The following is a 20,367-nucleotide window of genomic DNA, read 5'->3' as shown; positions in this document are numbered from 1 at the left end:
AGTCATGAACTCCTCGACCACCGCGGCGTCACCGGTCCTGCCGTCCCGCGTCCGGCTGCCGTCCGGGCCGGCCAGACCCCGCCCGACGGCGACGCCCGTGGCGGCGATGTCGACGGGTGCCGTCGTGTCCGCGTGCGGTGCTCTCGTCCCGTGGACCGCGCCGCCTGCCGTCCTCGGGCTCTCGCTCGCGACGGCTCTCGCGGTCCTCGTCGGCTGGGCCGTCGACCGTGTCGTCGGGGCGACGCTCACGGCACGGCGCGAACGGTCGAGGTTCCTGGCCGCCCTCGACGACGTCGACGAGGTCGTCGCGCGCCTCCGGGCGGTGCGGTCGCGTGAGCTGGCCGACTGGTACCCGACGGCCGATCGGCTCGACGAGTGCGACGTCGCACGTCGTCCGACCCGGGTGCTGGTGCTCGGGGTGGGTCGCGCCTCCAGCGGGCTCGTCCTCGAGGGGCGTCCCGAGGACGACCTCGAGCCGGGCGACCCGCTCGCCGATCGTCTGGCACGCCTCCGGGCCGAGGCGGCCACCCTCGACGAGGCCCCGCTGTGCGTGCCCCTCTCGTCGGCCGTGAGGGTCGTCGGTCCACCCGTGGTGGCCGAGGCCGTCGCGTCGGGCCTCCGCCGTCAGCTCCGGGCCGCAGGGGCATCGTCGGTCGACGCGGCCGCGGCGATCGACTGCGTGGTGGTCCGGGCGCCGACCTCGGGCGGGGCACGGCCCGAGGCCGAGCCACCCCCGGTCGACACCGTCGTCGTGATGGGTCAGGACGGAGGAGCGACGGTCACCCTCAAGGACGGCCGGCCGTGCCGACAGAGCCTGCGGGTCGCCTTCGTGTCGGTGCTCGACGACGTCGCGCGGTGCGCCTAGCGGTCGACCCCGCTGCCCAGGCGGATGCGGCCCGCCAGGCCGTCACCGCCGGTGACCTTCTCGAGCGTGCGCTCGACGACGCGAGCGGCGGCGGCGGCGTCGACGGCCCCTTCGTCGACCAGGAGGCGCAGCGCGACCAGGGTGCCGGCCCTCACGTTCCCGTCGAGCACCTTCACGGCCACCGCGACGCCGTCGGTCGTGCCCATCACCATGACGCCCTCGGCGCCGAGCTTGGCCAGCACGCCCAGCTCGTCGATCGTCACCGTGTTGGCTCGACCGGGACCGTCGATCGCCCAGGCGTCGCCCAGGACGGCCTCGACGAGATGCGCGGCGTGGCCGTCGCGTCCCGACCCGGTCGCGCCGACCGACCCGGTGATGCGCGCGATCGCCCGGGCCAGGCCGACCACGGTGGTCGCGATCACCGGGGCACCGCAGCCGTCGACGCCGGAGTGGTCAGCGGCCTCGCCGGTGAACTCGGCGACCGTCTCGCGCACCGCGGCCTGCAGGGGGTGGTCGGTGGCGACGTAGCGGGACGGGTCCCAGTCGTTCTCGGCACAGGCGAGGAGGAACGCGGCGTGCTTGCCCGAGCAGTTCATCGCGAGCCGGCGCGGCGCGGTGGCCTCGCGGGCGCTGGCCCGGTCACCGGGCCAGTCCGGCGGGCAGAAGAGGTCGTCCTCGGTGCTGCCTGACCGGCCGAGCAACGCCTCGACCACCTCGAGGTGGGCGGGCGTGCCCGCGTGGCTCGCCGTGGCCAGCACGGCCTGGGGGCCGTCGAGGGAGACCCCCGACCGCAGCACCGTGAGCGCTTGCAACGGCTTGAGGCACGAGCGCGGGTAGATGGTCGCGTCGGCGTCCCCGATCCGACGCAGTTCGCGTCCGTCGGCGTCCACGACGACACCGGCTCCGAGGTGACGGCTCTCGTCCCAACCCGAGCGCTCGAGCACGGCCAGCTCGACGCTGGCCGAGGCGGTCAGGGGGTGACGGGAGGGCGCGGCGGGGCGGGGGTCGGTCATGATGGGGAGTGTACCGAGGCCCGCCACGCGACCACGTCGCACCGACGAGGGGCCCGAGAGGGAGGCAGCATGCTCGACCACGACTACGCCGTCGACGTCCGTTGGACGGGCGACCGGGGCGAGGGCACGACCTCGTACCGTTCGTACGGCCGCGACGCCACGATCGTCGCCACCGGCAAGCAGCACGACGTCCTGGCGTCGGCCGACCGCACCTTCCACGGTGACGCGGACCGCTGGAACCCCGAGGAGCTGCTGCTCGCCGCACTGGCGCAGTGCCACCTGCTCAGCTACCTGCACGTGGCCGCGGCCGCCGGGGTGGTCGTGGTCGCGTACGAGGACGCCGCCGTGGGACGGATGACCCAGACGCACGACGGGGGTGGTCGCTTCACCTCGGTGACCCTGCGGCCCCGGGTGACCGTCGCCGACGACGACATGGTCGAGCGCGCCCTCGAGCTGCACGCCGAGGCGAGCCGCAAGTGCTTCATCGCCGCGTCGGTCGCCTTCCCGGTCGGTCACGAGCCCACCGTCGTGGCGGTGTCCAGAGAAGCCGACCCGGCGTGAGGCAGAATGGCACGGCACCTCCGCCGCGCCGAGCCCCACGGCACGACCCCCGTCACCCCGACCGAGAGATCCCCATGCGCCGTTCCCTCGCCCTCCTGGCCGTCCCCGCCCTCCTCCTGTCGCTCGCGGCCTGTGCCGGTGACGCCGGCGGGTCCTCCGATGCGGCGACGCCGAGCAGCTCGTCGCAGGCGACCTCCGACGTCCCGCTGCGCGCCTCGGGCGAGCCCCAGGCCCCGCAGGACGGGTTCCCGACGGTCGAGCTCGACGCCGACGGCCGCCCGACGGTGACCGTCCCCGACGCGGACGCTCCGACCGAACTCGGTGTCGAGACCCTGATCAAGGGCGACGGAGCCACGGTCCAGGCCGGTGACACCGTCACCGTCCAGTACCAGGGCGTCATCTGGAACACGGGCGAGATCTTCGACGAGAGCTGGTCGCGCGGTGCACCGGCCACCTTCTCGACCGACCAGGTCATCACCGGCTTCGCGGACGGCATGGTCGGGCAGACCGTCGGATCGCAGACCGTCGTCGTCATCCCGCCGGCCGACGGTTACGGCGAGGCCGGCGCCCCGCAGGCCGGCATCTCGGGCACCGACACGCTCGTCTTCGTCATCGACATCCTCGCCGTCTCCTAGTCGACCGTCGCCGCCGACCCCCGACACGACTCCCCGATGATCCGCACCGCGCCTCCTCGTCCGTCCGCCCGTGTCCGCCGAGGACGGTTCGCCGCCGTGGCGGCCGTTCCGCTCGTCGTCCTCGTGCTGAGCGGATGCACGAGTGGTTCCGACCAGCCGTCGCCGACGGCGAGTGGCGCGGCGGGTGACTGCAAGGCTCCGGCGTCCGGGGAGCTCTCCGATGGCGTCGACGTCACGGGCGAGGTCGAGAGCAAGCCCGAGGTCGTCTTCGACACCCCGCTCGAGGTCCCGACGACCCAGCGCACCACCCTGGTCGAGGGCAGCGGCGAGGTCGCCGGGCAGGGTGCGGTGGCCAACGTCCGCATCGCGGTCTACGACGCGACCACCGGGGCCGAGGTCACCTCGGCCGGTTTCGACGAGGGTCAGCAGCCCACGCAGCTCACGGTGAGCACCGACTACTACGTGCCGGGCATCGTGGACGCGATCGCCTGCGTGCCCTCGGGCAGCCGCACGGTGACCGTCGCCTCGGCGGCCGACATGACGACCGCGACCGCGGGGGAGCAGGCGGCCACACCCACGCCCGTGGTGATCGTCGCGGACGTCGTCTCGATCGTGCCGACCAAGGCGACGGGTGAGGCCCAGCCCCCGAAGGACGGTTTCCCGACGATCGAGCTCGCCGACGACGGTCGGCCCACCGTGACGATCCCGCCCGGCACCGAACCGCCGTCCGACCTGCAGATCGAGGTCCTGAAGAAGGGCGACGGCCCCGTCGTCCCCGACCCTGCGAACGTCACCGTCCAGTACCAGGGCGTGAACTGGACCACCGGCGAGGTCTTCGACCAGAGTTGGGGAAAGGGCACGCCGACACCGTTCTCGACCGACCAGGTCGTGCCCGGGTTCGCCAAGGCCATGATCGGTCAGACGGTCGGCTCGCAGGTCGTGGTGATCATCCCGCCCGCCGAGGGCTACGGCGAGGCCGGTCAACCGTCGGCCGGCATCGGGGGCACCGACACACTCGTCTTCGTCATCGACATCCTCTCCGTCGCCTAGCCCCCGGTCCGCCCGACCACGGCTCGCCTCATGGCGGTGGGCGGCCCGGACGACGCTCGCCCTAGGCTGACCCCATGCGTCGCATCACGATCCTCGGCTCCACCGGTTCGATCGGGGTCCAGGCCCTCGACGTCGTCCGGGCCCATCCCGACCTCTTCGAGGTGGTCGGCCTCTCCGCCGGTTCCGACCGTGAGGGCGTGGCCGCGCAGGCCGCCGAGTTCGGGGTCGAGCACACGGCGCTCGGCACCGACGAGTCGGTGCAGCTCGTCCGCGACGTCCGGGCCGACGTCGTCCTGAACGGCATCACGGGCTCGGTCGGCCTCGCGCCGACCCTCGCCGCCCTCGACTCGGGGGCGTCGCTCGCCCTGGCCAACAAGGAGAGTCTGATCGTCGGAGGCGACCTCGTGACGAAGCGCGCCGCCCCCGGCCAGATCGTGCCGGTCGACTCCGAGCACTCGGCGATCGCGCAGGCGCTGCGGTCGGGCTCCGACCGCGAGGTGCGTCGGCTCGTCCTGACGGCGTCGGGTGGGCCGTTCCGCGGCCGGACACGGGAATCGCTGGCCGACGTCACCCCGCGCGAAGCGCTCGCGCACCCCACCTGGGACATGGGCCTGGTGGTGACGACGAACTCGTCGACCCTCGTCAACAAGGGGCTCGAGGTGATCGAGGCGCACCTGCTCTTCGACGTCGACTACGACCACATCGACGTCACGGTGCACCCGCAGTCGATCGTCCACTCGATGGTCGAGTTCGTCGACGGCTCGACCATCGCCCAGGCCTCGCCTCCCGACATGCGCCTCCCGATCTCGCTCGGGCTCGCCTGGCCGGACCGCGTCGCGGGCGTGGGGGTCCCGCTCGACTGGACCCGCGCCTCCACCTGGACGTTCGAGCCCCTCGACGAACAGGCCTTCCCGGCCGTGCGACTCGCCAAGCAGGTCGGGCGCGCGGGGGGGACGTACCCGGCCGTCTTCAACGCGGCCAACGAGCAGGCCGTCCTGGCGTTCCACGCGGGACGCGTCGGGTACCTCGACATCCTCGACGTGGTCGAGGCCGTCGTCGACCGGCACACCGCGGGCGAGAGCAGCCTCGAGGGCGTGCTCGAGGCCGAACGCTGGGCCCGTGCCGAGGCGGACGCGCTGCTGGCCCGCTGAGCCCGCCGCCCCAGTTCGGGGCTCCCAGCGTCGTCATGGCCCCGGCGCGGTGGACGTCCGGGCACGGGCGGCTACCCTTGCCCGGTGCAGACGATCCTCCTCTTCGTGCTCGGCGTCCTGGTCATGGTCGTCGGGCTGGCCGTGTCGATCGCCCTGCACGAGGTGGGCCACCTCGTGCCGGCGAAGAAGTTCGGCGTGAAGGTCGGCCAGTACATGATCGGCTTCGGGCCGACCGTCTTCTCGCGCAAGAAGGGCGAGACCGAGTACGGCGTCAAGGCCCTGCCGCTCGGCGGCTACATCTCGATGTCGGGCATGTTCCCCCCGGGAAGGACCGGGGGAGGCGCGCGCCAGTCGAGCACCGGCTTCTTCAACACCCTCGTGCAGGACGCCCGGACGGCCAGCGCCGAGACCGTCGACGAGGGCGACGAGTCGCGCACCTTCTACCGTCTGCCCGTGTACAAGCGCGTCATCATCATGCTCGGCGGCCCGTTCATGAACCTGCTCATCGCGATCGCCCTGTTCGCGGTGCTGCTCTGCGGCTTCGGCGTCCAGCAGGCGAGCACGACGGTCGGCAGCGTCAGCACCTGCGTCCTGCCCGCCGGCTCCACCGAGACGAGCTGCCCCTCGGACGCGCCCGAGGCCCCGGCCTACGCCGCGGGCATGCTGAACGGCGACCGCATCGTGTCGATCGACGGGACGACCGTGACCGACGGCGACCAGATCACGGGCATCCTGCAGCGTTCTCCCGGCGACACCCTCGACGTCGTGGTCGATCGCGACGGCACCGAGCGCACGCTCCAGGTGACTCCGGCCCTGTCCGAGCGCTACGTGACGACGTCGAGCGGGGCCGTGGCGACGAACCCCGACGGCAGCTCCCAGACGCAGGAGGTCGGTTTCGTCGGCATCGGGTTCGCCTACGAGAAGGTGCGCGAGCCCGTGACGGCCGTGCTGCCGGCGGTCGGCGACAACATCTCGCACGTCGTCGGTGTCATCGTCACCCTGCCGCAGCGTCTGGTCGGGGTGGCCCAGGCCGCCTTCGGCGGGGCCGAGCGCGACCCGAACGGACCGGTCAGCGTCGTCGGCGTCGGTCGCATGGCGGGCGAGATCGCCAGCCTCGACACGATCCCGGTGGTCGACCGCATCAGCACCCTCGTCGGGCTGCTCGCGAGCCTCAACGTCGCCCTCTTCGTGTTCAACCTGGTGCCGCTGATGCCGCTCGACGGCGGTCACGTGGCCGGGGCCCTGATCGAGGCGATCCGCCGCGGCTTCGCCAAGCTCCTCCGCCGGCCCGACCCGGGCCCGGTCGACACGGCCAAGGCCATCCCCGTGACCTTCGCCATCGTGATCCTCCTCGGCGGCATGACCGTCCTGCTCACCTACGCCGACATCGTGAACCCGATCGACATCTTCGGCTGACGTCCGGTCGCGAGCGACCCGTGACGCACCGGTCACGCGTCCGTCACTCGGCGTCCAGCGCCGAGGTTTACGATGACTCCGTGCCAGCAGTCAATCTCGGAATGCCGAAGGTCCCCGAAGTCCTCGCCCCGCGCCGCAAGACGCGGCAGATCAAGGTCGGCAAGGTGCTCGTGGGTGGCGACGCCCCCGTCAGCGTGCAGTCGATGACCACGACTCCGACCCCCAACATCAACGCCACCCTGCAGCAGATCGCCGAGCTCACGGCCAGCGGCTGCGACATCGTGCGCGTCGCCGTGCCGAGCCGTGACGACGCCGAGGCCCTTCCGATCATCGCGAAGAAGAGCCAGATCCCGGTCATCGCCGACATCCACTTCCAGCCCAACTACGTCTACCAGGCGATCGACGCCGGGTGCGCGGCGGTCCGGGTCAACCCCGGCAACATCCGCAAGTTCGACGACCAGGTCGGCAAGATCGCCGCCGCGGCGAAGGCCGCCGGCGTCTCGATCCGCATCGGCGTCAACGCCGGCTCGCTCGAGCCCAGCATCCTGCAGAAGTACGGCAAGGCCACCCCCGAGGCGCTCGTCGAGTCCGCCGTGTGGGAGGCCTCGCTCTTCGAGGAGCACGACTTCCACGACTTCAAGATCTCGGTCAAGCACAACGACCCGATCGTCATGGTCAAGGCGTACCGCCAGCTCGCCGAACGCGGCGACTGGCCCCTGCACCTCGGCGTGACCGAGGCCGGGCCCGAGTTCCAGGGCACGATCAAGTCGGCCACGGCCTTCGGCATCCTGCTGAGCGAGGGCATCGGCGACACCATCCGCGTCAGCCTCAGTGCCCCGCCCGCCCAAGAGGTCAAGGTCGGCCTGCAGATCCTGCAGTCGCTCAACCTGCGCGAGCGCAAGCTCGAGATCGTCAGCTGCCCGAGCTGCGGTCGCGCCCAGGTCGACGTCTACAAGCTGGCCAACGACGTCACCGACGGGCTCGAGGGCATGACCGTCCCGCTGCGCGTCGCCGTCATGGGTTGTGTCGTCAACGGTCCTGGCGAGGCCCGCGAGGCCGACCTCGGCGTCGCCTCGGGCAACGGCAAGGGTCAGATCTTCGTCAAGGGCGAGGTCATCAAGACCGTTCCCGAGTCCGAGATCGTCCAGACCCTCATCGACGAGGCGAACCGTCTCGCCGCCGAGATGCCCCCCGGCGAGCTGGGCTCGCCCGAGGTCGTCACCGTCTGATCGGGTCCACCCCGGGGGCGACGCGACCCCCGTCAGGAGGCGCGGTGCGAGATCTCTCGCACCGCGCCTCCTTCGTGTGGTCGCGTCCGCGGCCGGGCCGACGGGGCCGTGTGTCGTCGTGTGACGCCCCGATGTGACGCGCCCCGGGGCGTCCGCCAGCATGGACGACGCACCGTGACGGCCCCGGCCCACCCCCGAGCGGTGCTCCCGCAGCGCCCCGAGAGGAACCCATGACCAGCAGCGCCCCCCTGATCGACGCCCCCAAGAAGGGCCCCGGTCGTCTGATCGCCGTCATCGTCGCGGTCGTCGTCGTGCTCGCCGCCGTCGGCATCGCGATCGGAGTCACCCGTGGCGGTGGCGACGACGAGACCGTCCGCATCGGCGTCGTGGGCGCGAGCGACCCGTACTGGGCCGACTTCGTGCAGGCCGCGGCCGACGAGGGCATCACGGTCGACCTCGTGGACTACTCGGACTACGAGCAGCCCAACCCCGCCCTCGCCGACGGCGAGATCGACCTGAACCAGTTCCAGCACATCGTCTACCTCGCGCAGTACGACGTGGCATCCGGCAACGACATCGTGCCGATCGGTTCGACGGCGATCTACCCCCTGCCCCTGTACTCGTCGAAGTACACCGAGCTGAGCGACTTCCAGGAGGGTGACACCATCGCGATCCCCGACGACTCGAGCAACCTGGCCCGCGCCCTGCTCGTCCTGCAGTCGAACGGGCTGGTCTCGCTGAAGGACGGCGGGACGATCTTCTCGGGCGTCAACGACGTCGACGAGTCGAAGTCGAAGGTGAAGGTCGCGACGGTGAGCGCCGACCTCGCCGCCACGTCACTGCCCGACTACGCCGGTGCGATCATCAACAACGACTTCGCGACGAAGGCCGGTCTGTCGACCGACGACGTCATCGCCCAGGACGACCCCAACGACCCCTCGTCGGTGCCCTACGCCAACGTCTTCGCCGCCCGTGCGGAAGACAAGGACGATGCCACCTACCAGAAGCTCGTCCAGATCTACCAGGACACCAAGGCCGTCACCGACGGCGTCGTCGACAACTCGGGTGGCACGGCGATCATCACGAAGATCCCCGCGAGCGACCTCGAGAAGTCGCTGACCGAGACCGAGAAGCTCGTCGAACAGAACGGCTGACCCACCAGGTCGCCACCCCGGCCCGGACCGCGCGCAGCATCCGCTCGCGGTCCGGGCCTCCGCCCGTGCCGAGGAGAACGTGTGCCCGCCATCACCCTGACCGACGTCGTCAAGACGTACCCGCCCCGTGAGAAGGGCGCCGCACCGCTGACCGCGGTCGACGGCGTCAGCCTCGAGATCGCCGAGGGCGAGATCTTCGGCATCATCGGCTACTCGGGCGCGGGGAAGAGCACCCTCGTCCGCCTCGTCAACGCCCTCGAGCCCACGACGAGCGGGAGCATCCGCGTCGACGGCCGCGAGATCACCGGCCTCCGTGAGCGCGAACTGCGCTCGGTCCGGGCCGGCATCGGCATGATCTTCCAGCAGTTCAACCTGTTCTCGTCGAAGACGGTCTGGGGCAACGTCGAGTTCCCGCTCAAGGCGGCGGGGGTACCCAAGGACGAGCACCAGCGGCGGATCAGCGACCTGCTGCACTTCGTCGGCCTCGGTGACAAGGCCCACGCGCGGCCGGACCAGCTCTCGGGCGGTCAGAAGCAACGCGTCGGCATCGCCCGCGCGCTCGCGACGAACCCCCGCATCCTGCTCGCCGACGAGGCGACGAGCGCCCTCGACCCCGAGACGACCAGCGAGGTGCTCGCCCTGCTCAAACGCGTCAACGCCGAGCTCGGCATCACCATCGTCGTGATCACCCACGAGATGGACGTCATCAAGTCGATCGCCGACCGGGTGGCCGTGATGGACTCCGGTCGTGTCGTCGAGACCGGCCCCACCTTCGAGGTGTTCTCCGACCCGAAGCAGGCGTCGACCAAACGGTTCGTCTCGACGGTCATCGCGGGCACGCCGCACGGTGACGAACTCGATGCGCTGCGGGCCCGCCACCCCGGCGTCCTGGTGTCGGTGCGCATCGCCGAGGGTGGCGTCGACCAGCGCGACGTCTTCGCGCTGCTCGCGCGGCACGGCCTGTCGTTCGAGATCGTCTTCGGCGGCGTGAACGACATCCAGGGACGCACGTTCGGCACCCTGACCCTCGCCGTGACCGGCGACGACGCGGCCGTCCGAGCGGCCGTCTCCGACCTGGGCGACGACGCGACCGAGCTGCCCACCTCGCCGACGACGTCGGTCCGACCCACGGAAGGACGCTGATGGACTCCCTGATCGAACTGCAGCCGATGCTGTGGCAGGCGGCCGTCGAGACCGTCTACATCGTCGCCCTGACCCTCCTCTTCGGCGGCATCGGCGGACTTCTGCTCGGCCTCGCGCTGTACCTGACGCGGGGCGGAGCCCTCTTCGCGAACCGCGTCGTCTACGGCGTGCTGAACGTGGTCGTCAACGTGTTCCGACCGATCCCGTTCATCATCTTCCTGGCCGCGGCCCAGCCGTTGGCGAGGTTCGTCATCGGGTCGGGCAGCGGCAACCCGGCCATCATCTTCACCCTGTCGCTCGCCGCGTCGTTCGCCATCTCGCGCATCGTGGAACAGAACCTGCTCACCGTGCAGCCGGGCGTCATCGAGGCCGCACGTGCGGCGGGGGCCGGCCCGGCCCGCATCATCGGGACGGTGCTGCTGCCGGAGGCGCTCGGACCGCTCGTCCTCGGCTACACGTTCATCTTCGTCGCGCTGGTCGACATGTCGGCGGTGGCCGGCTACATCGGCGGCGGCGGGCTCGGCAACTTCGCCCTGCTCTACGGCTACCGGCAGTTCGACCCGGTCGTGACCTGGGCCGCGGTGCTGCTGATCATCGTGCTGGTGCAGCTCGTCCAGTTCTTGGGCAACTGGCTGGCGAGGCGCGCGCTGCGGCGATGAGGTGTGGTGTCCGGGGGCACGGGAGCTGTCGGGGGACTGGTTTACAGTGGGGCGCGTGACCGACACCGCCACCGCCAGCCAGACCCCGCCGCCGGCTCCGGCCCCCGTGACGCCCGCCGAGCTCGAGCGGGCTCGGCAGATCGTCGGGGCGGTGTCGCAGGCGTTCGGTCGCAAGGTCGTGGGTCAGACCGCACTCCGCGACACCCTGCTCGTCGCCCTCATCACCGGCGGGCACGTCCTGCTCGAGAGCGTCCCGGGGTTGGCCAAGACGACCGCGGCCCAGACCATCGCGCAGTCGATCGACGCGAGCTTCCGTCGCATCCAGTGCACGCCCGACCTCCTGCCGAGCGACATCACGGGCACCCAGATCTACGACGCCCAGAAATCGACCTTCGTCACCCAGCTCGGGCCGGTCCACTCGAACTTCGTCCTGCTCGACGAGATCAACCGCTCGAGCGCCAAGACCCAGAGCGCCATGCTCGAGGCGATGCAAGAGCGCCAGACGACCATCGGGGGGACGGTCTACCGACTGCCGTCGCCCTTCCTCGTCCTGGCCACCCAGAACCCGATCGAGCAAGAGGGCACCTACCAACTGCCCGAGGCGCAGCTCGACCGCTTCCTGTTAAAAGAGATCCTCGACTACCCGACCCCCGCCGAAGAGGCCGAGATCATCCGGCGCATCGAGAGCGGCGTCTACGACGAGGCCGCCGCACCGTCCACGGGCATCGGCCTGGCCGACGTCGTCTACCTGCAAGACCTGGCCAAGCGCGTCTACGTCGACGCGTCGATCGTCAACTACATCGTGCAGCTCATCTACGTCACGCGGCATCCGCAGCAGTACATCCCGGCGACCCTCGCCGACTACGTCGAGTTCGGGGCCAGCCCCCGGGCCAGCATCGCCTTCATGCAGGCGGCCCGTGCCCTCGCCCTGCTGCACGGGCGCGACTACGTCATCCCCGAAGACGTCAAGCACCTGCGGCACTCCGTGCTGCGACACCGCATGATCCTCAACTACGAGGCCACGGCCGACGAGGTCGCGCCCGAGACGATCATCGACGCCGTGTTCGGCGCCGTCCAGACCCCCTGACGCCGGTGGCCAGCCTGTTGCTGCGCGTCCGGACGAAGATGGGGCTGTTCGCCCACCGACGCACGATCGACCTGCTCGAGGGCGGCTACGCCTCGGTGCACCACGGGCGCAGCCACGACTTCGACGACCTCCGGGCCTACGTCCCGGGCGACGAGGTGAAAGACATCGACTGGAAGGCCACGGCCCGCCACGGCGAGCCGCTGGTCAAGCGGTACATCGCGAGCCGTCGGCAGAACCTCGTCCTCGTGATGGACACCGGTCGCAACATGGCCGCGACGGCCACGAGCGGCGAATCGAAGAAAGACATCGCCCTGATGGCGGCCGGCGCCCTCGCCTACATCGCCGCCAAGCACGGGGACGTCGTGTCACTGGTGGCGGGTGATTCGTCGGGCACTCGCGCGCACCCGGCGGGCGCGACCGAAGCCCACCTCGAGACCCTCCTGCGGCAGGTCGACCGACGCGTCGACCTCGACGCCCCGACGAGCGACCTCGCGGCCGTGCTCGAGTGGGTCGCGCGGGGCATCCGGCGGCGCTCCATGTTGCTCGTGGTCACCGACGACTTGGCGATCGACGATCGCATCACCCGGTTGCTCCGGCGTCTTCGCGCGCAGCACGAGGTCGTGTGGCTCACGATCGGCGACGCCGACCTGATGACGCGCGCGGGCCGGGCGGGCGAGGTCTTCGACGTCCGTGAGATGGCCGGACTGCCGGCGTACCTGCGCGAGAACGCGCAGCTCCGCCGAGAGTTCGACGACTCCTCCCTGCGGCGCGTCGGCGACACCGAACGCGAGCTCCTGGCCCTCGGCATCAGCAGCCAACGGCTCGGCAGCCAGGCCGAGGTCGTTCCCGGGCTGTTCACCCTGATCGAGAAGCACCGTCGTGTCGGGCGCTGACGACTTCTTCGGGCCCTACCAGTACCCGCTCTGGGTGCTCTGGCTGGTGCTCGGCCTGGTCGGGCTGGCGCTCGTGGCCGCCTGGTACGTCTTCGTGATCCGTTTCTCGGCCCGCCGCCTCCCTCCGGCCCAGCGGGCGGCCCGCGCGGCCTCCCGACCGGTCGCCCTCGCCGACACCAAGGCGAAGTACCTCGCCCTGATCGACGAGGTCGAGACGGCCGCCTCCTCGGGGCGGCTGAACGACCGTGGCGTGCACTCCCGGCTCAGCCTGCTCCTGCGGTTCTTCGCGCACGAGACGAACGGGGTCGACACCCACGTGATGACCCTCGCCGACCTCCGCGAGTCGAACCTGCCCCGGCTCGTCGGTGCGGTCGAGCAGTACTACCCGCCGGCCTTCCGGCTCGAAGCGCCCGGCGACCCGGCCCGTGCCGTCGCCACCGCGAGGGACCTGGTGTCGTCATGGGGCTGATCTTCTGGTGGGTCCCGTTGGTCGCACTGGCGGTCGTGGCGGTCGCGGCATGGCTCTACGTGCGGTGGAGGCGCCGCGACAGAGCGCGCCTCCGTCGCCTCGGCGTCCCGGTCGCGCACGGCGAGCGGCTGACCGCGCTGCCCGCGTACCAGCGCGTCGTCCGGCGCTACCGTGCCGCGCTCGCGGTCGTCCTCGTCGCCATGGTGGCGCTGACCGGCATCAGCGTCCTGCTCGCGGCCCGCGTCTCGAGCACCGACGTCGTCGAGCCCCAGTCGTACAAGCGCGACATCATGCTCTGCCTCGACGTGTCGGGTTCGATGACCGAGGTCGACTCCCAGATCGTCGACACCTTCTCGACCCTCTCGCAGGGGCTCGACGGCGAACGCGTCGGGCTGTACCTCTTCGACAGCTCGGCCGTGCAGGCGTTCCCGCTCACCGACGACTACGACTTCGTGCGCACGCAACTCGAGCAGTACCGCGACTCGTTCGACACCATGGGCGAGAACGGGACCCGCTACTGGACGGGCACCGACCTCGGTGACGGTGCGTCGCTGATCGGCGACGGTCTGGCGTCGTGCGTCCTCGGGTTCGGCGACGACGACAGCACGCGGCCCAAGTCGGTCGTGCTCGCCACCGACAACTACGTCAACGGCAAGGCCCTGCTCACGCTCACCGAGGCTGCCGACCTGGCGACCGAGCGCGACGTCCGCGTGTACGCGGTGAACCCCGCCGACCACGCCACGGACGCCGTGGCCGACCAGGTCGCCGCCGAACTGCGCACCGCGGCCGAGTCGACCGACGGTGGCTACTACGCCCTCGACGACTCGACGACCGTGCCGCAGATCGTCGACGAGATCGACGCCCGCGAGGCGGGGCTCTTCACCGGTGCCCGACGGCTCGTGGTGACCGACCACCCGCAGGCCCTGGCGATCGCCGCCCTGCTCGTCGCGATGGGCGGGCTCGTCTTGCTCTGGCGGGTGCGCCTGTGATCGCCCGGGCGCTGGTGTTCCAGCCCGTCCTGCCCTGGTGGCTCCTCGCCGTGGCCGCCGTCGCCCTGCTCGGGTTCACGGGCTGGCGCGTGGTGGCCGAGCGGGGCCGACGACGGGCCCTTCTCACCTGGGTGCGACGTCTGGTCATCGTCGCCCTGCTCCTCGTCGTCGCCGTGCGGCCGAGCCTGCCGGGCGGGTCGGCGCAGGCGTCGGTCGCCCAGCTCAACGTCTTCTTCGTGGTCGACACGACGTCGAGCATCGCGGCGGAGGACTGGGGCGACGGTCGGCGTCGACTCGACGGGGTGCGGGCCGACATCGCCGAGGTCACCTCGCAGCTGGCGGGAGCCCGGTTCTCGCTGCTGTCCTTCGACAGCACCGCCGTCCTGCGGACGCCGCTGACCGACGACGCCTCCGCCGTGGTCGCCGCGGCCGACGCCATGAACCAAGAGGTCACCTACTACTCGAGCGGCAGTTCCGTCAGCGAGGCGAACGACCTGCTGGCCGAGCGGCTGTCCGAGGCCCGGCAGAGTGCGCCCGAACGGGCCAACGTCGTCTACTACCTCGGCGACGGCGAGCAGACCAGCGGCACCGAGCCCGAGAGCTTCGCGGCATCCGCCGGCGACGTCGACGGCGGTGCCGTCTTCGGCTACGGCACCGAGCGGGGAGGCAAGATGCGCGTCTTCGACGGCTACGGCGACGAGTACTCGACGAAGGAGTACATCCAGGACCGCACACAGCCCGGCGATCCCGATGCCGTCTCGACGATCGACGAGGACGCCCTGCGGCGCATCGCCGATCAGCTCGGCGTGCCGTACGTGCACCGCACGGCCGACACATCCGTCGACGCTGCGGTCGCGGACGTCCGCGACGGCGCCGTGGCCTCCGACGAGGGACGGGCCGACAGCCTGATCGACCTCTACTGGATCGCCGCGATCCCTCTGTTCGTCCTGCTGCTCCTCGACGTCGCACTCGTGGCGAGGGCACTGGGCGAGGTCCGTCCACCACGGCCCGTCCGCGCCGGACGCGGTCGAGGGCGCGGTGCGCCGTCGGGACCCGACGCCTCACGACCCGAGAGGCGAGTCCGCCCGTGACCGACACCCTCGTCCCCCCGCCCGTCGACGAGATCCGCCGCGCCCACGAGGCCGAGGCCGGGCCCGACGTCGAGCAGTACCGGAGACGCCTCCGGCGTCGGCTGCTGCTCTGGTCGGCCCCGGTCGTGCTCGTGGTGCTGCTCGTGGCCCTGAAGCTGCTCAGCCTGCCCGCCTTCGCCGCCCTGACGCAGTGGTCGTACGGCGACAGGGAGTTCGAGCGCAGCGCCTCCTGGTCCGAACCCCTCGGCGTCGCCAACGTGGTCGAGCCCTGGGTGCACCACTTCGACCGGGGGACCGCCTACGCCCAGATCGGCGTGCTCGACGTCGCGCGTCAGGAGTTCGTCACGGCACTCGACCTCGCCCCCGACGACGCCACGATCTCGTGCGTCATCCGGGTCAACCTGGTGCTCACGATCGAGGCCCAGGGCGATGCCGCCCTGCTCGAACTGCGCTACGCCGACGCCGAGGCGCTGTACGAACTCGGGGCGAAGACCGTCGACGAGGCTCCCGAGGGGTGCTTCCAGCCGCCGGAGGACCCCCGGCAGCCCGACACCTCCCAGCCTCTCGACGACGCCCAGCAGCGCCTCGACGAGAAGGGGCAGCAGGCCCAGGGGGGCGAGGGCGACGAGCAGCAGCCCGGAGGGGACGACGGCAGCGATCCCGGCGCCGGGGGAGACGAGCCCGGCGAGGGCGAGGGGCAGGCCGAGTCCGACGACCCGCTCGACCAGCTGCAGCAGCAGGGCGAACAGAGCCAGCAGCAGCAACAGCAGGACACCGACCGCGACCGCTACTACGAGCAGAACCCGGGTGACTACGACGGCAAGCCGTGGTGACCCGGGCACGCCCCTAAGCTGGACGGGTGTCCACACGTCTCTCCCAGCTCTTCGTCCGCACCCTCCGAGAAGACCCCTCCGACGCCGAGGTGACCAGCCACCGGCTGCTCGTCCGTGCCGGGTACATCCGCCGTCAGGCACCGGGGGTCTTCGCCTGGCTGCCGCTCGGCCTGCGCGTCAAGGCGAAGATCGAGGCGGTCATCCGTGACGAGATGCAGGCCGCCGGCGCCCAAGAGGTGCACTTCCCCGCCTTGCTGCCTCGCGAGCCCTACGAGGCCACCGGGCGGTGGACCGAGTACGGCGACGGCATGTTCCGCCTCAAGGACAGGAAGGACGCCGACTACCTCCTGGCCCCCACGCACGAGGAAGCTTTCACCCTCTTGGTGAAGGACCTCTACTCGTCCTACAAGGACCTCCCGCTGACCCTGTTCCAGATCCAGGACAAGTACCGCGACGAGGCTCGACCCCGGGCCGGCCTGCTGCGCGGCCGCGAGTTCACCATGAAGGACGCCTACTCGTTCGACGCGTCCGACGCCGGTCTGGACGACAGCTACCAGAAGCAGCGCGACGCCTACGAGCGCATCTTCACGCGGCTCGGCCTCGAGTACGTCATCGTCAAGGCGGATGCCGGGGCCATGGGTGGTTCGCGCAGCGAGGAGTTCCTGCACCCCACCACCATCGGCGAGGACACCTTCGTCCGCTCGGCGGGCGGCTACACCGCCAACGTCGAGGCCTTCACGACGATCGTCCCCGACACGGTCCCGCTCGAGGGCCTGGCCCCCTCCCGACGCCTGGCCCCGGCCGACACGCCGACCATCGACTCGCTGGTCGCCCAGCTCAACGCCGACGAGTCCCGCGACTCCGGGCCCTGGACGGCCGCCGACACGCTCAAGAACGTCGTCGTCGCACTCAGCCACCTCGACGGACGCCGTGAGCTCGTCGTGGTCGGCCTGCCGGGTGACCGAGAAGTCGACATGAAGCGGCTCGAGGTCGCCTTCGCCCCGGCCGAGGTCGAGGCCGCCGGCGACGCCGACTTCGCGAAGAACCCCGTGCTGGTCCGCGGTTACCTCGGCCCCCAGGTGCTCGGCGGCGAGTCCGACTCGGGCATCCGCTACTTCGTCGACCCGCGCGTGGTCGAGGGCTCGGCCTGGGTCACCGGGGCGAACGAGAAGGGCGTGCACGTCGCCGACCTCGTCATGGGCCGCGACTTCACCGCGGACGGCACCATCGAGGCCGCGCAGGTCCGCGAGGGCGACCCCGCGCCCGACGGTTCCGGCCCCATCGAGACCGCCCGCGGCATGGAGATCGGCCACGTCTTCCAGCTCGGCCGCAAGTACGCCGAGGCGCTCGGCCTCAAGGTGCTCGACGAGAACGGCAAGCAGGTCACGGTCACGATGGGCTCGTACGGCATCGGCGTCACGCGCATCCTCGCGGTGATCGCCGAGGCGAACAACGACGCCAAGGGCCTGATCTGGCCAGCCAACGTCGCCCCCTTCGACGTCCACGTCGTGGCCACGGGCAAGGACCCCGTGGTCTACGAGGTCGCCGAGAAACTCACCGCCGACCTCGAGGCCCACCGTCTCGACGTCCTCTACGACGACCGACCAAAGGTCTCGCCCGGCGTCAAGTTCGGCGACGCCGAACTCCTCGGCGTGCCGCAGATCGTCGTCGTCGGCCGTTCGGCCGGCGAGGGCGTCGTCGAGCTCTGGGACCGCCGCACGGGCGAGCGCACGCCGGTCCCCGTGGCCGAGGCCGTCGCGACCCTGACGGCCCCGCGAGCGTCCTGAGCGTCGGCACCGCGCCTCCTCGTCCCGGTCGTGACGACCCCGAGGAGGCGCGGTGCGGAGCTCGCGGACGGTCCGCCGTCCACCCCGCTCTCGGGTACCGTAGGGGGATGCTGCGCGCGCCATCGTGCGTGCAGCCTGCAGATCTGAATAGTGGAGGCCCTCAGTGGACATCGACCTGAGCGTGCTGCGTCTCATGGAGCGCGAGCGTGAAATCCCCTTCGACGAACTCGTGCGCATCATCGAGCAGGCCATCCTCACGGCCTACCTCAAGCACACGAACCAGCCCGAGAGCCGCATCCCGGTCGCTCGCGTCGAACTCGACCGCAAGACCGGGCACGTCTCGGTCTTCGCCATCGAACGCGACGACGAGGGCGAGGTCGTGGGCGAGTCCGTCGACAGCCCCAGCGACTTCGGCCGCATCGCGGCCTTCGCGGCCAAGCAGGTCATCAACCAGCGCCTGCGCGACATCGGTGACGACAAGGTGCTCGGCCAGTTCAAGGGCCGTGAGGGCGACATCGTCGCGGGCGTGATCCAGCAGGGGCCGAACCCCCGCATGATCCACGTCGACCTCGGCACCGTCGAGGCGATCCTCCCGCCCGAGGAGCAGGTGCCGGGTGAGAAGTACGCCCACGGCTCGCGCATCCGCGTGTACGTCACGGGTGTCAGCAAGGGCACCAAGGGGCCGCAGATCACGGTCTCGCGCACCCACCCGTCGCTCGTGCGCAAGCTCTTCGCCCTCGAGGTGCCCGAGATCGCCAGCGGCGTCGTCGAGATCGTCTCCCTGGCCCGCGAGGCCGGCCACCGCACCAAGATGGCCGTCCGTGCGACCGAGCCCGGCGTCAACGCCAAGGGTGCCTGCATCGGCGAGATGGGGCAGCGCGTCCGCGCCGTCACCACCGAGCTCAACGACGAGAAGATCGACATCGTCGACTACTCGAGCGACCTCCCCACCTTCGTCGCCAGCGCCCTGTCGCCGGCCAAGGTGTCGTCGGCCTTCGTGATCGACGCCTCCACCAAGGCCGTCCGGGCCCTCGTCCCCGACTACCAGCTGTCGCTCGCCATCGGCAAGGAGGGCCAGAACGCCCGCCTCGCCGCGAAGCTCACGGGCGCGCGGATCGACATCCAGCCCGACAGCATCCTCGAAGACGACTGAGTGGATGTCGATCCGCGCGCCGGGTCGACGACGCGCCAGCGTCGGCGGCCCGGTCACGGGAATGACCCATCCAGCCCGACAGCATCCTCGAAGACGACTGATCGCCCCGACGAGAACCCGGGTGGCCGAGGGCGACCGGCGCACCACGCCGTTCGCCCTCGGCGTCTCCCGTCCGACGACCCGAGGGGGTAAGGTGGAACCCGTCAGAACGTGCATCGGTACTCGAGCGCGCGCTCCACGATCCGCACTCGTGCGGGTCGTCGCCCGAAACGGACGTCTCGTGGTCGATCCGACCGCGACCCTTCCCGGGCGGGGTGCGTGGTTGACGCCGTCGATCGACGCGTTCGAGTCGGCAGTGAAGCGCAAGGCCTTCCGCCGTGCACTCCGCCTCGACTCCGAACCCGATGTCGACGAGCTCCGCGCCCACCTCACGCGGATCACCACTTCACGACCCATCGCCACGACAGAACAGGCTGAACGGCACATGGACAACTAATGAGCAACCACTAATGAGCGGCTCGAAATGAGACCCGTCCAGAACTAAGGCTCTTCCCGTCTCGGGAAGGGCCCGAGACAGGAGAACTGTGGCTAAACCACGCGTACACGAGATCGCCAGCGAGCTGGGGATCGACAGCAAGACCGCACTAGAGAAGCTCAAAGAGATGGGTGAGTTCGTCAAGGGACCGTCCTCCAGCGTCGAGCCTCCCGTTGCCCGCAAGCTGCGCCAGGCCTTCGCCGGTGCCGCGAAGCCCGCGACCCCCGCCGCCAAGGCCCCCTCGGCCGGTGCCGCCGCACAGCCCGCGAGCTCGGCGCCCAAGCCCGGCGGTCCCCGTCCGGCAGCCCCCAAGCCTCCCGTCGCCGAGCCGACGCCCGCCCCCGTGGCGGCTGCCGAGCCCGACGTCGACGCGGCACCCGCACCCGTCGCCCCGCTGACGGTCGCCGAGCGCCAGGCCCAGGCCGAGGCGCAGCGTGCCGCAGCAGCCGCAGCAGCCAAGGACGACGCGGCAGCTCCGGCCGACGACGCCGCCAAGCCCGGCGCCGCGGGTCCCAAGCCCGGCGGCCCGCGCCCCGGTGCCCCTCGTCCCGGCAACAACCCCTTCGCCAGCAACCAGGGCATGGGGCGCCCCAGTGCTCCTCGTCCCGGCGGCTCCGGTGCGGCCAGCAGCATGCCCCGTCCCGGCGGCGCCGC

21 protein-coding genes are annotated in these 20,367 nt (G+C 71.1%); 20 read left to right on the top strand and 1 reads right to left on the bottom strand.

Going from position 1 to position 20,367, the window contains the following annotated elements; all coding sequences use genetic code 11:
* The first annotated feature begins 4 nt into the window (after positions 1-4).
* Positions 5-865 (top strand): hypothetical protein, encoded by an 861-nt coding sequence (locus IFT36_RS05110; RefSeq protein ID WP_200412584.1) that lies wholly within the window; start codon positions 5-7, stop codon positions 863-865.
* On the opposite strand, the gene IFT36_RS05105 is transcribed toward IFT36_RS05110, so the two are convergent.
* On the bottom strand, positions 862-1,878 hold the full coding sequence (locus IFT36_RS05105) for an asparaginase (RefSeq protein ID WP_200412583.1): 1,017 nt from the start codon (positions 1,876-1,878) through the stop codon (positions 862-864). The genes IFT36_RS05110 and IFT36_RS05105 overlap by 4 nt on opposite strands.
* Positions 1,879-1,947: 69 nt before the next feature.
* On the opposite strand from IFT36_RS05105, the gene IFT36_RS05100 reads away from it, so the two are divergent.
* From IFT36_RS05100 to IFT36_RS05010, 19 genes are all read left to right on the top strand, one after another.
* Positions 1,948-2,439, top strand: a complete 492-nt coding sequence (locus IFT36_RS05100; RefSeq protein ID WP_056045857.1) for an OsmC family protein — start codon at positions 1,948-1,950, stop codon at positions 2,437-2,439.
* Positions 2,440-2,513: 74 nt separating this feature from the next.
* Positions 2,514-3,074: an FKBP-type peptidyl-prolyl cis-trans isomerase gene (locus IFT36_RS05095; RefSeq protein ID WP_056045854.1), complete on the top strand. Its 561-nt coding sequence runs from the start codon at positions 2,514-2,516 to the stop codon at positions 3,072-3,074.
* Positions 3,075-3,110: 36 nt separating this feature from the next.
* The gene (locus IFT36_RS05090; protein WP_200412582.1) at positions 3,111-4,124 is read left to right on the top strand and encodes an FKBP-type peptidyl-prolyl cis-trans isomerase; all 1,014 of its coding nucleotides are present in this window, start codon (positions 3,111-3,113) and stop codon (positions 4,122-4,124) included.
* A 74-nt stretch (positions 4,125-4,198) separates the two neighbouring features.
* Positions 4,199-5,275, top strand: a complete 1,077-nt coding sequence (gene dxr / locus IFT36_RS05085; protein ID WP_123570223.1) for a 1-deoxy-D-xylulose-5-phosphate reductoisomerase — start codon at positions 4,199-4,201, stop codon at positions 5,273-5,275.
* Between the two features lie 84 nt (positions 5,276-5,359).
* Complete coding sequence (locus IFT36_RS05080) at positions 5,360-6,691, top strand: M50 family metallopeptidase (RefSeq protein ID WP_199736192.1); 1,332 nt, start codon at positions 5,360-5,362, stop codon at positions 6,689-6,691.
* 80 nt (positions 6,692-6,771) lie between these two features.
* A complete protein-coding gene (gene ispG / locus IFT36_RS05075; protein WP_171007237.1) occupies positions 6,772-7,920 on the top strand; it encodes a flavodoxin-dependent (E)-4-hydroxy-3-methylbut-2-enyl-diphosphate synthase in 1,149 nt (382 codons plus the stop codon).
* 230 nt (positions 7,921-8,150) lie between these two features.
* Positions 8,151-9,074 carry a MetQ/NlpA family ABC transporter substrate-binding protein gene (locus IFT36_RS05070; RefSeq protein WP_056045848.1) on the top strand — a complete coding sequence of 308 codons (924 nt, stop codon included), beginning with the start codon at positions 8,151-8,153 and terminating at the stop codon, positions 9,072-9,074.
* 81 nt (positions 9,075-9,155) lie between these two features.
* Complete coding sequence (locus tag IFT36_RS05065) at positions 9,156-10,217, top strand: methionine ABC transporter ATP-binding protein (RefSeq protein ID WP_200412581.1); 1,062 nt, start codon at positions 9,156-9,158, stop codon at positions 10,215-10,217.
* Positions 10,217-10,876, top strand: coding sequence for a methionine ABC transporter permease (locus tag IFT36_RS05060; RefSeq protein ID WP_056045843.1), 660 nt, complete (start codon positions 10,217-10,219; stop codon positions 10,874-10,876). The genes IFT36_RS05065 and IFT36_RS05060 overlap by 1 nt, the downstream gene beginning before the upstream one ends.
* 55 nt (positions 10,877-10,931) lie before the next feature.
* A complete protein-coding gene (locus IFT36_RS05055; protein WP_200412580.1) occupies positions 10,932-11,963 on the top strand; it encodes an AAA family ATPase in 1,032 nt (343 codons plus the stop codon).
* 5 nt (positions 11,964-11,968) lie between these two features.
* Positions 11,969-12,856, top strand: a complete 888-nt coding sequence (locus IFT36_RS05050; RefSeq protein WP_192123398.1) for a DUF58 domain-containing protein — start codon at positions 11,969-11,971, stop codon at positions 12,854-12,856.
* Positions 12,843-13,325 (top strand): hypothetical protein, encoded by a 483-nt coding sequence (locus IFT36_RS05045; protein WP_123570222.1) that lies wholly within the window; start codon positions 12,843-12,845, stop codon positions 13,323-13,325. The genes IFT36_RS05050 and IFT36_RS05045 overlap by 14 nt, the downstream gene beginning before the upstream one ends.
* Positions 13,316-14,314, top strand: a complete 999-nt coding sequence (locus tag IFT36_RS05040; RefSeq protein ID WP_056045834.1) for a vWA domain-containing protein — start codon at positions 13,316-13,318, stop codon at positions 14,312-14,314. Before IFT36_RS05045 ends, IFT36_RS05040 begins: the two co-directional genes overlap by 10 nt.
* Positions 14,311-15,405, top strand: a complete 1,095-nt coding sequence (locus tag IFT36_RS05035; RefSeq protein WP_056045832.1) for a VWA domain-containing protein — start codon at positions 14,311-14,313, stop codon at positions 15,403-15,405. Before IFT36_RS05040 ends, IFT36_RS05035 begins: the two co-directional genes overlap by 4 nt.
* The gene (locus IFT36_RS05030; RefSeq protein ID WP_056045829.1) at positions 15,402-16,238 is read left to right on the top strand and encodes a hypothetical protein; all 837 of its coding nucleotides are present in this window, start codon (positions 15,402-15,404) and stop codon (positions 16,236-16,238) included. The genes IFT36_RS05035 and IFT36_RS05030 overlap by 4 nt, the downstream gene beginning before the upstream one ends.
* 26 nt (positions 16,239-16,264) lie before the next feature.
* Entirely contained in the window at positions 16,265-18,025 is a 1,761-nt protein-coding gene (locus IFT36_RS05025) for a proline--tRNA ligase (protein WP_200412579.1), read from the top strand.
* A 163-nt stretch (positions 18,026-18,188) separates the two neighbouring features.
* Positions 18,189-19,178: a transcription termination factor NusA gene (gene nusA, locus IFT36_RS05020; protein WP_056045823.1), complete on the top strand. Its 990-nt coding sequence runs from the start codon at positions 18,189-18,191 to the stop codon at positions 19,176-19,178.
* A 4-nt stretch (positions 19,179-19,182) separates the two neighbouring features.
* Positions 19,183-19,674: a YlxR family protein gene (locus IFT36_RS05015; RefSeq protein ID WP_307785028.1), complete on the top strand. Its 492-nt coding sequence runs from the start codon at positions 19,183-19,185 to the stop codon at positions 19,672-19,674.
* A gap of 88 nt (positions 19,675-19,762) precedes the next feature.
* A partial coding sequence (locus IFT36_RS05010) for a translation initiation factor IF-2 N-terminal domain-containing protein (RefSeq protein WP_200412578.1) occupies positions 19,763-20,367 on the top strand: 605 nt, incomplete at its 3' end.

This window comes from Frigoribacterium sp. CFBP 13605 (assembly GCF_014839405.1).
Lineage (GTDB): Bacteria > Actinomycetota > Actinomycetes > Actinomycetales > Microbacteriaceae > Frigoribacterium.
Note: the sequence above shows the minus strand (reverse complement) of the source record. Positions and strands in the feature narration are given on the sequence as shown.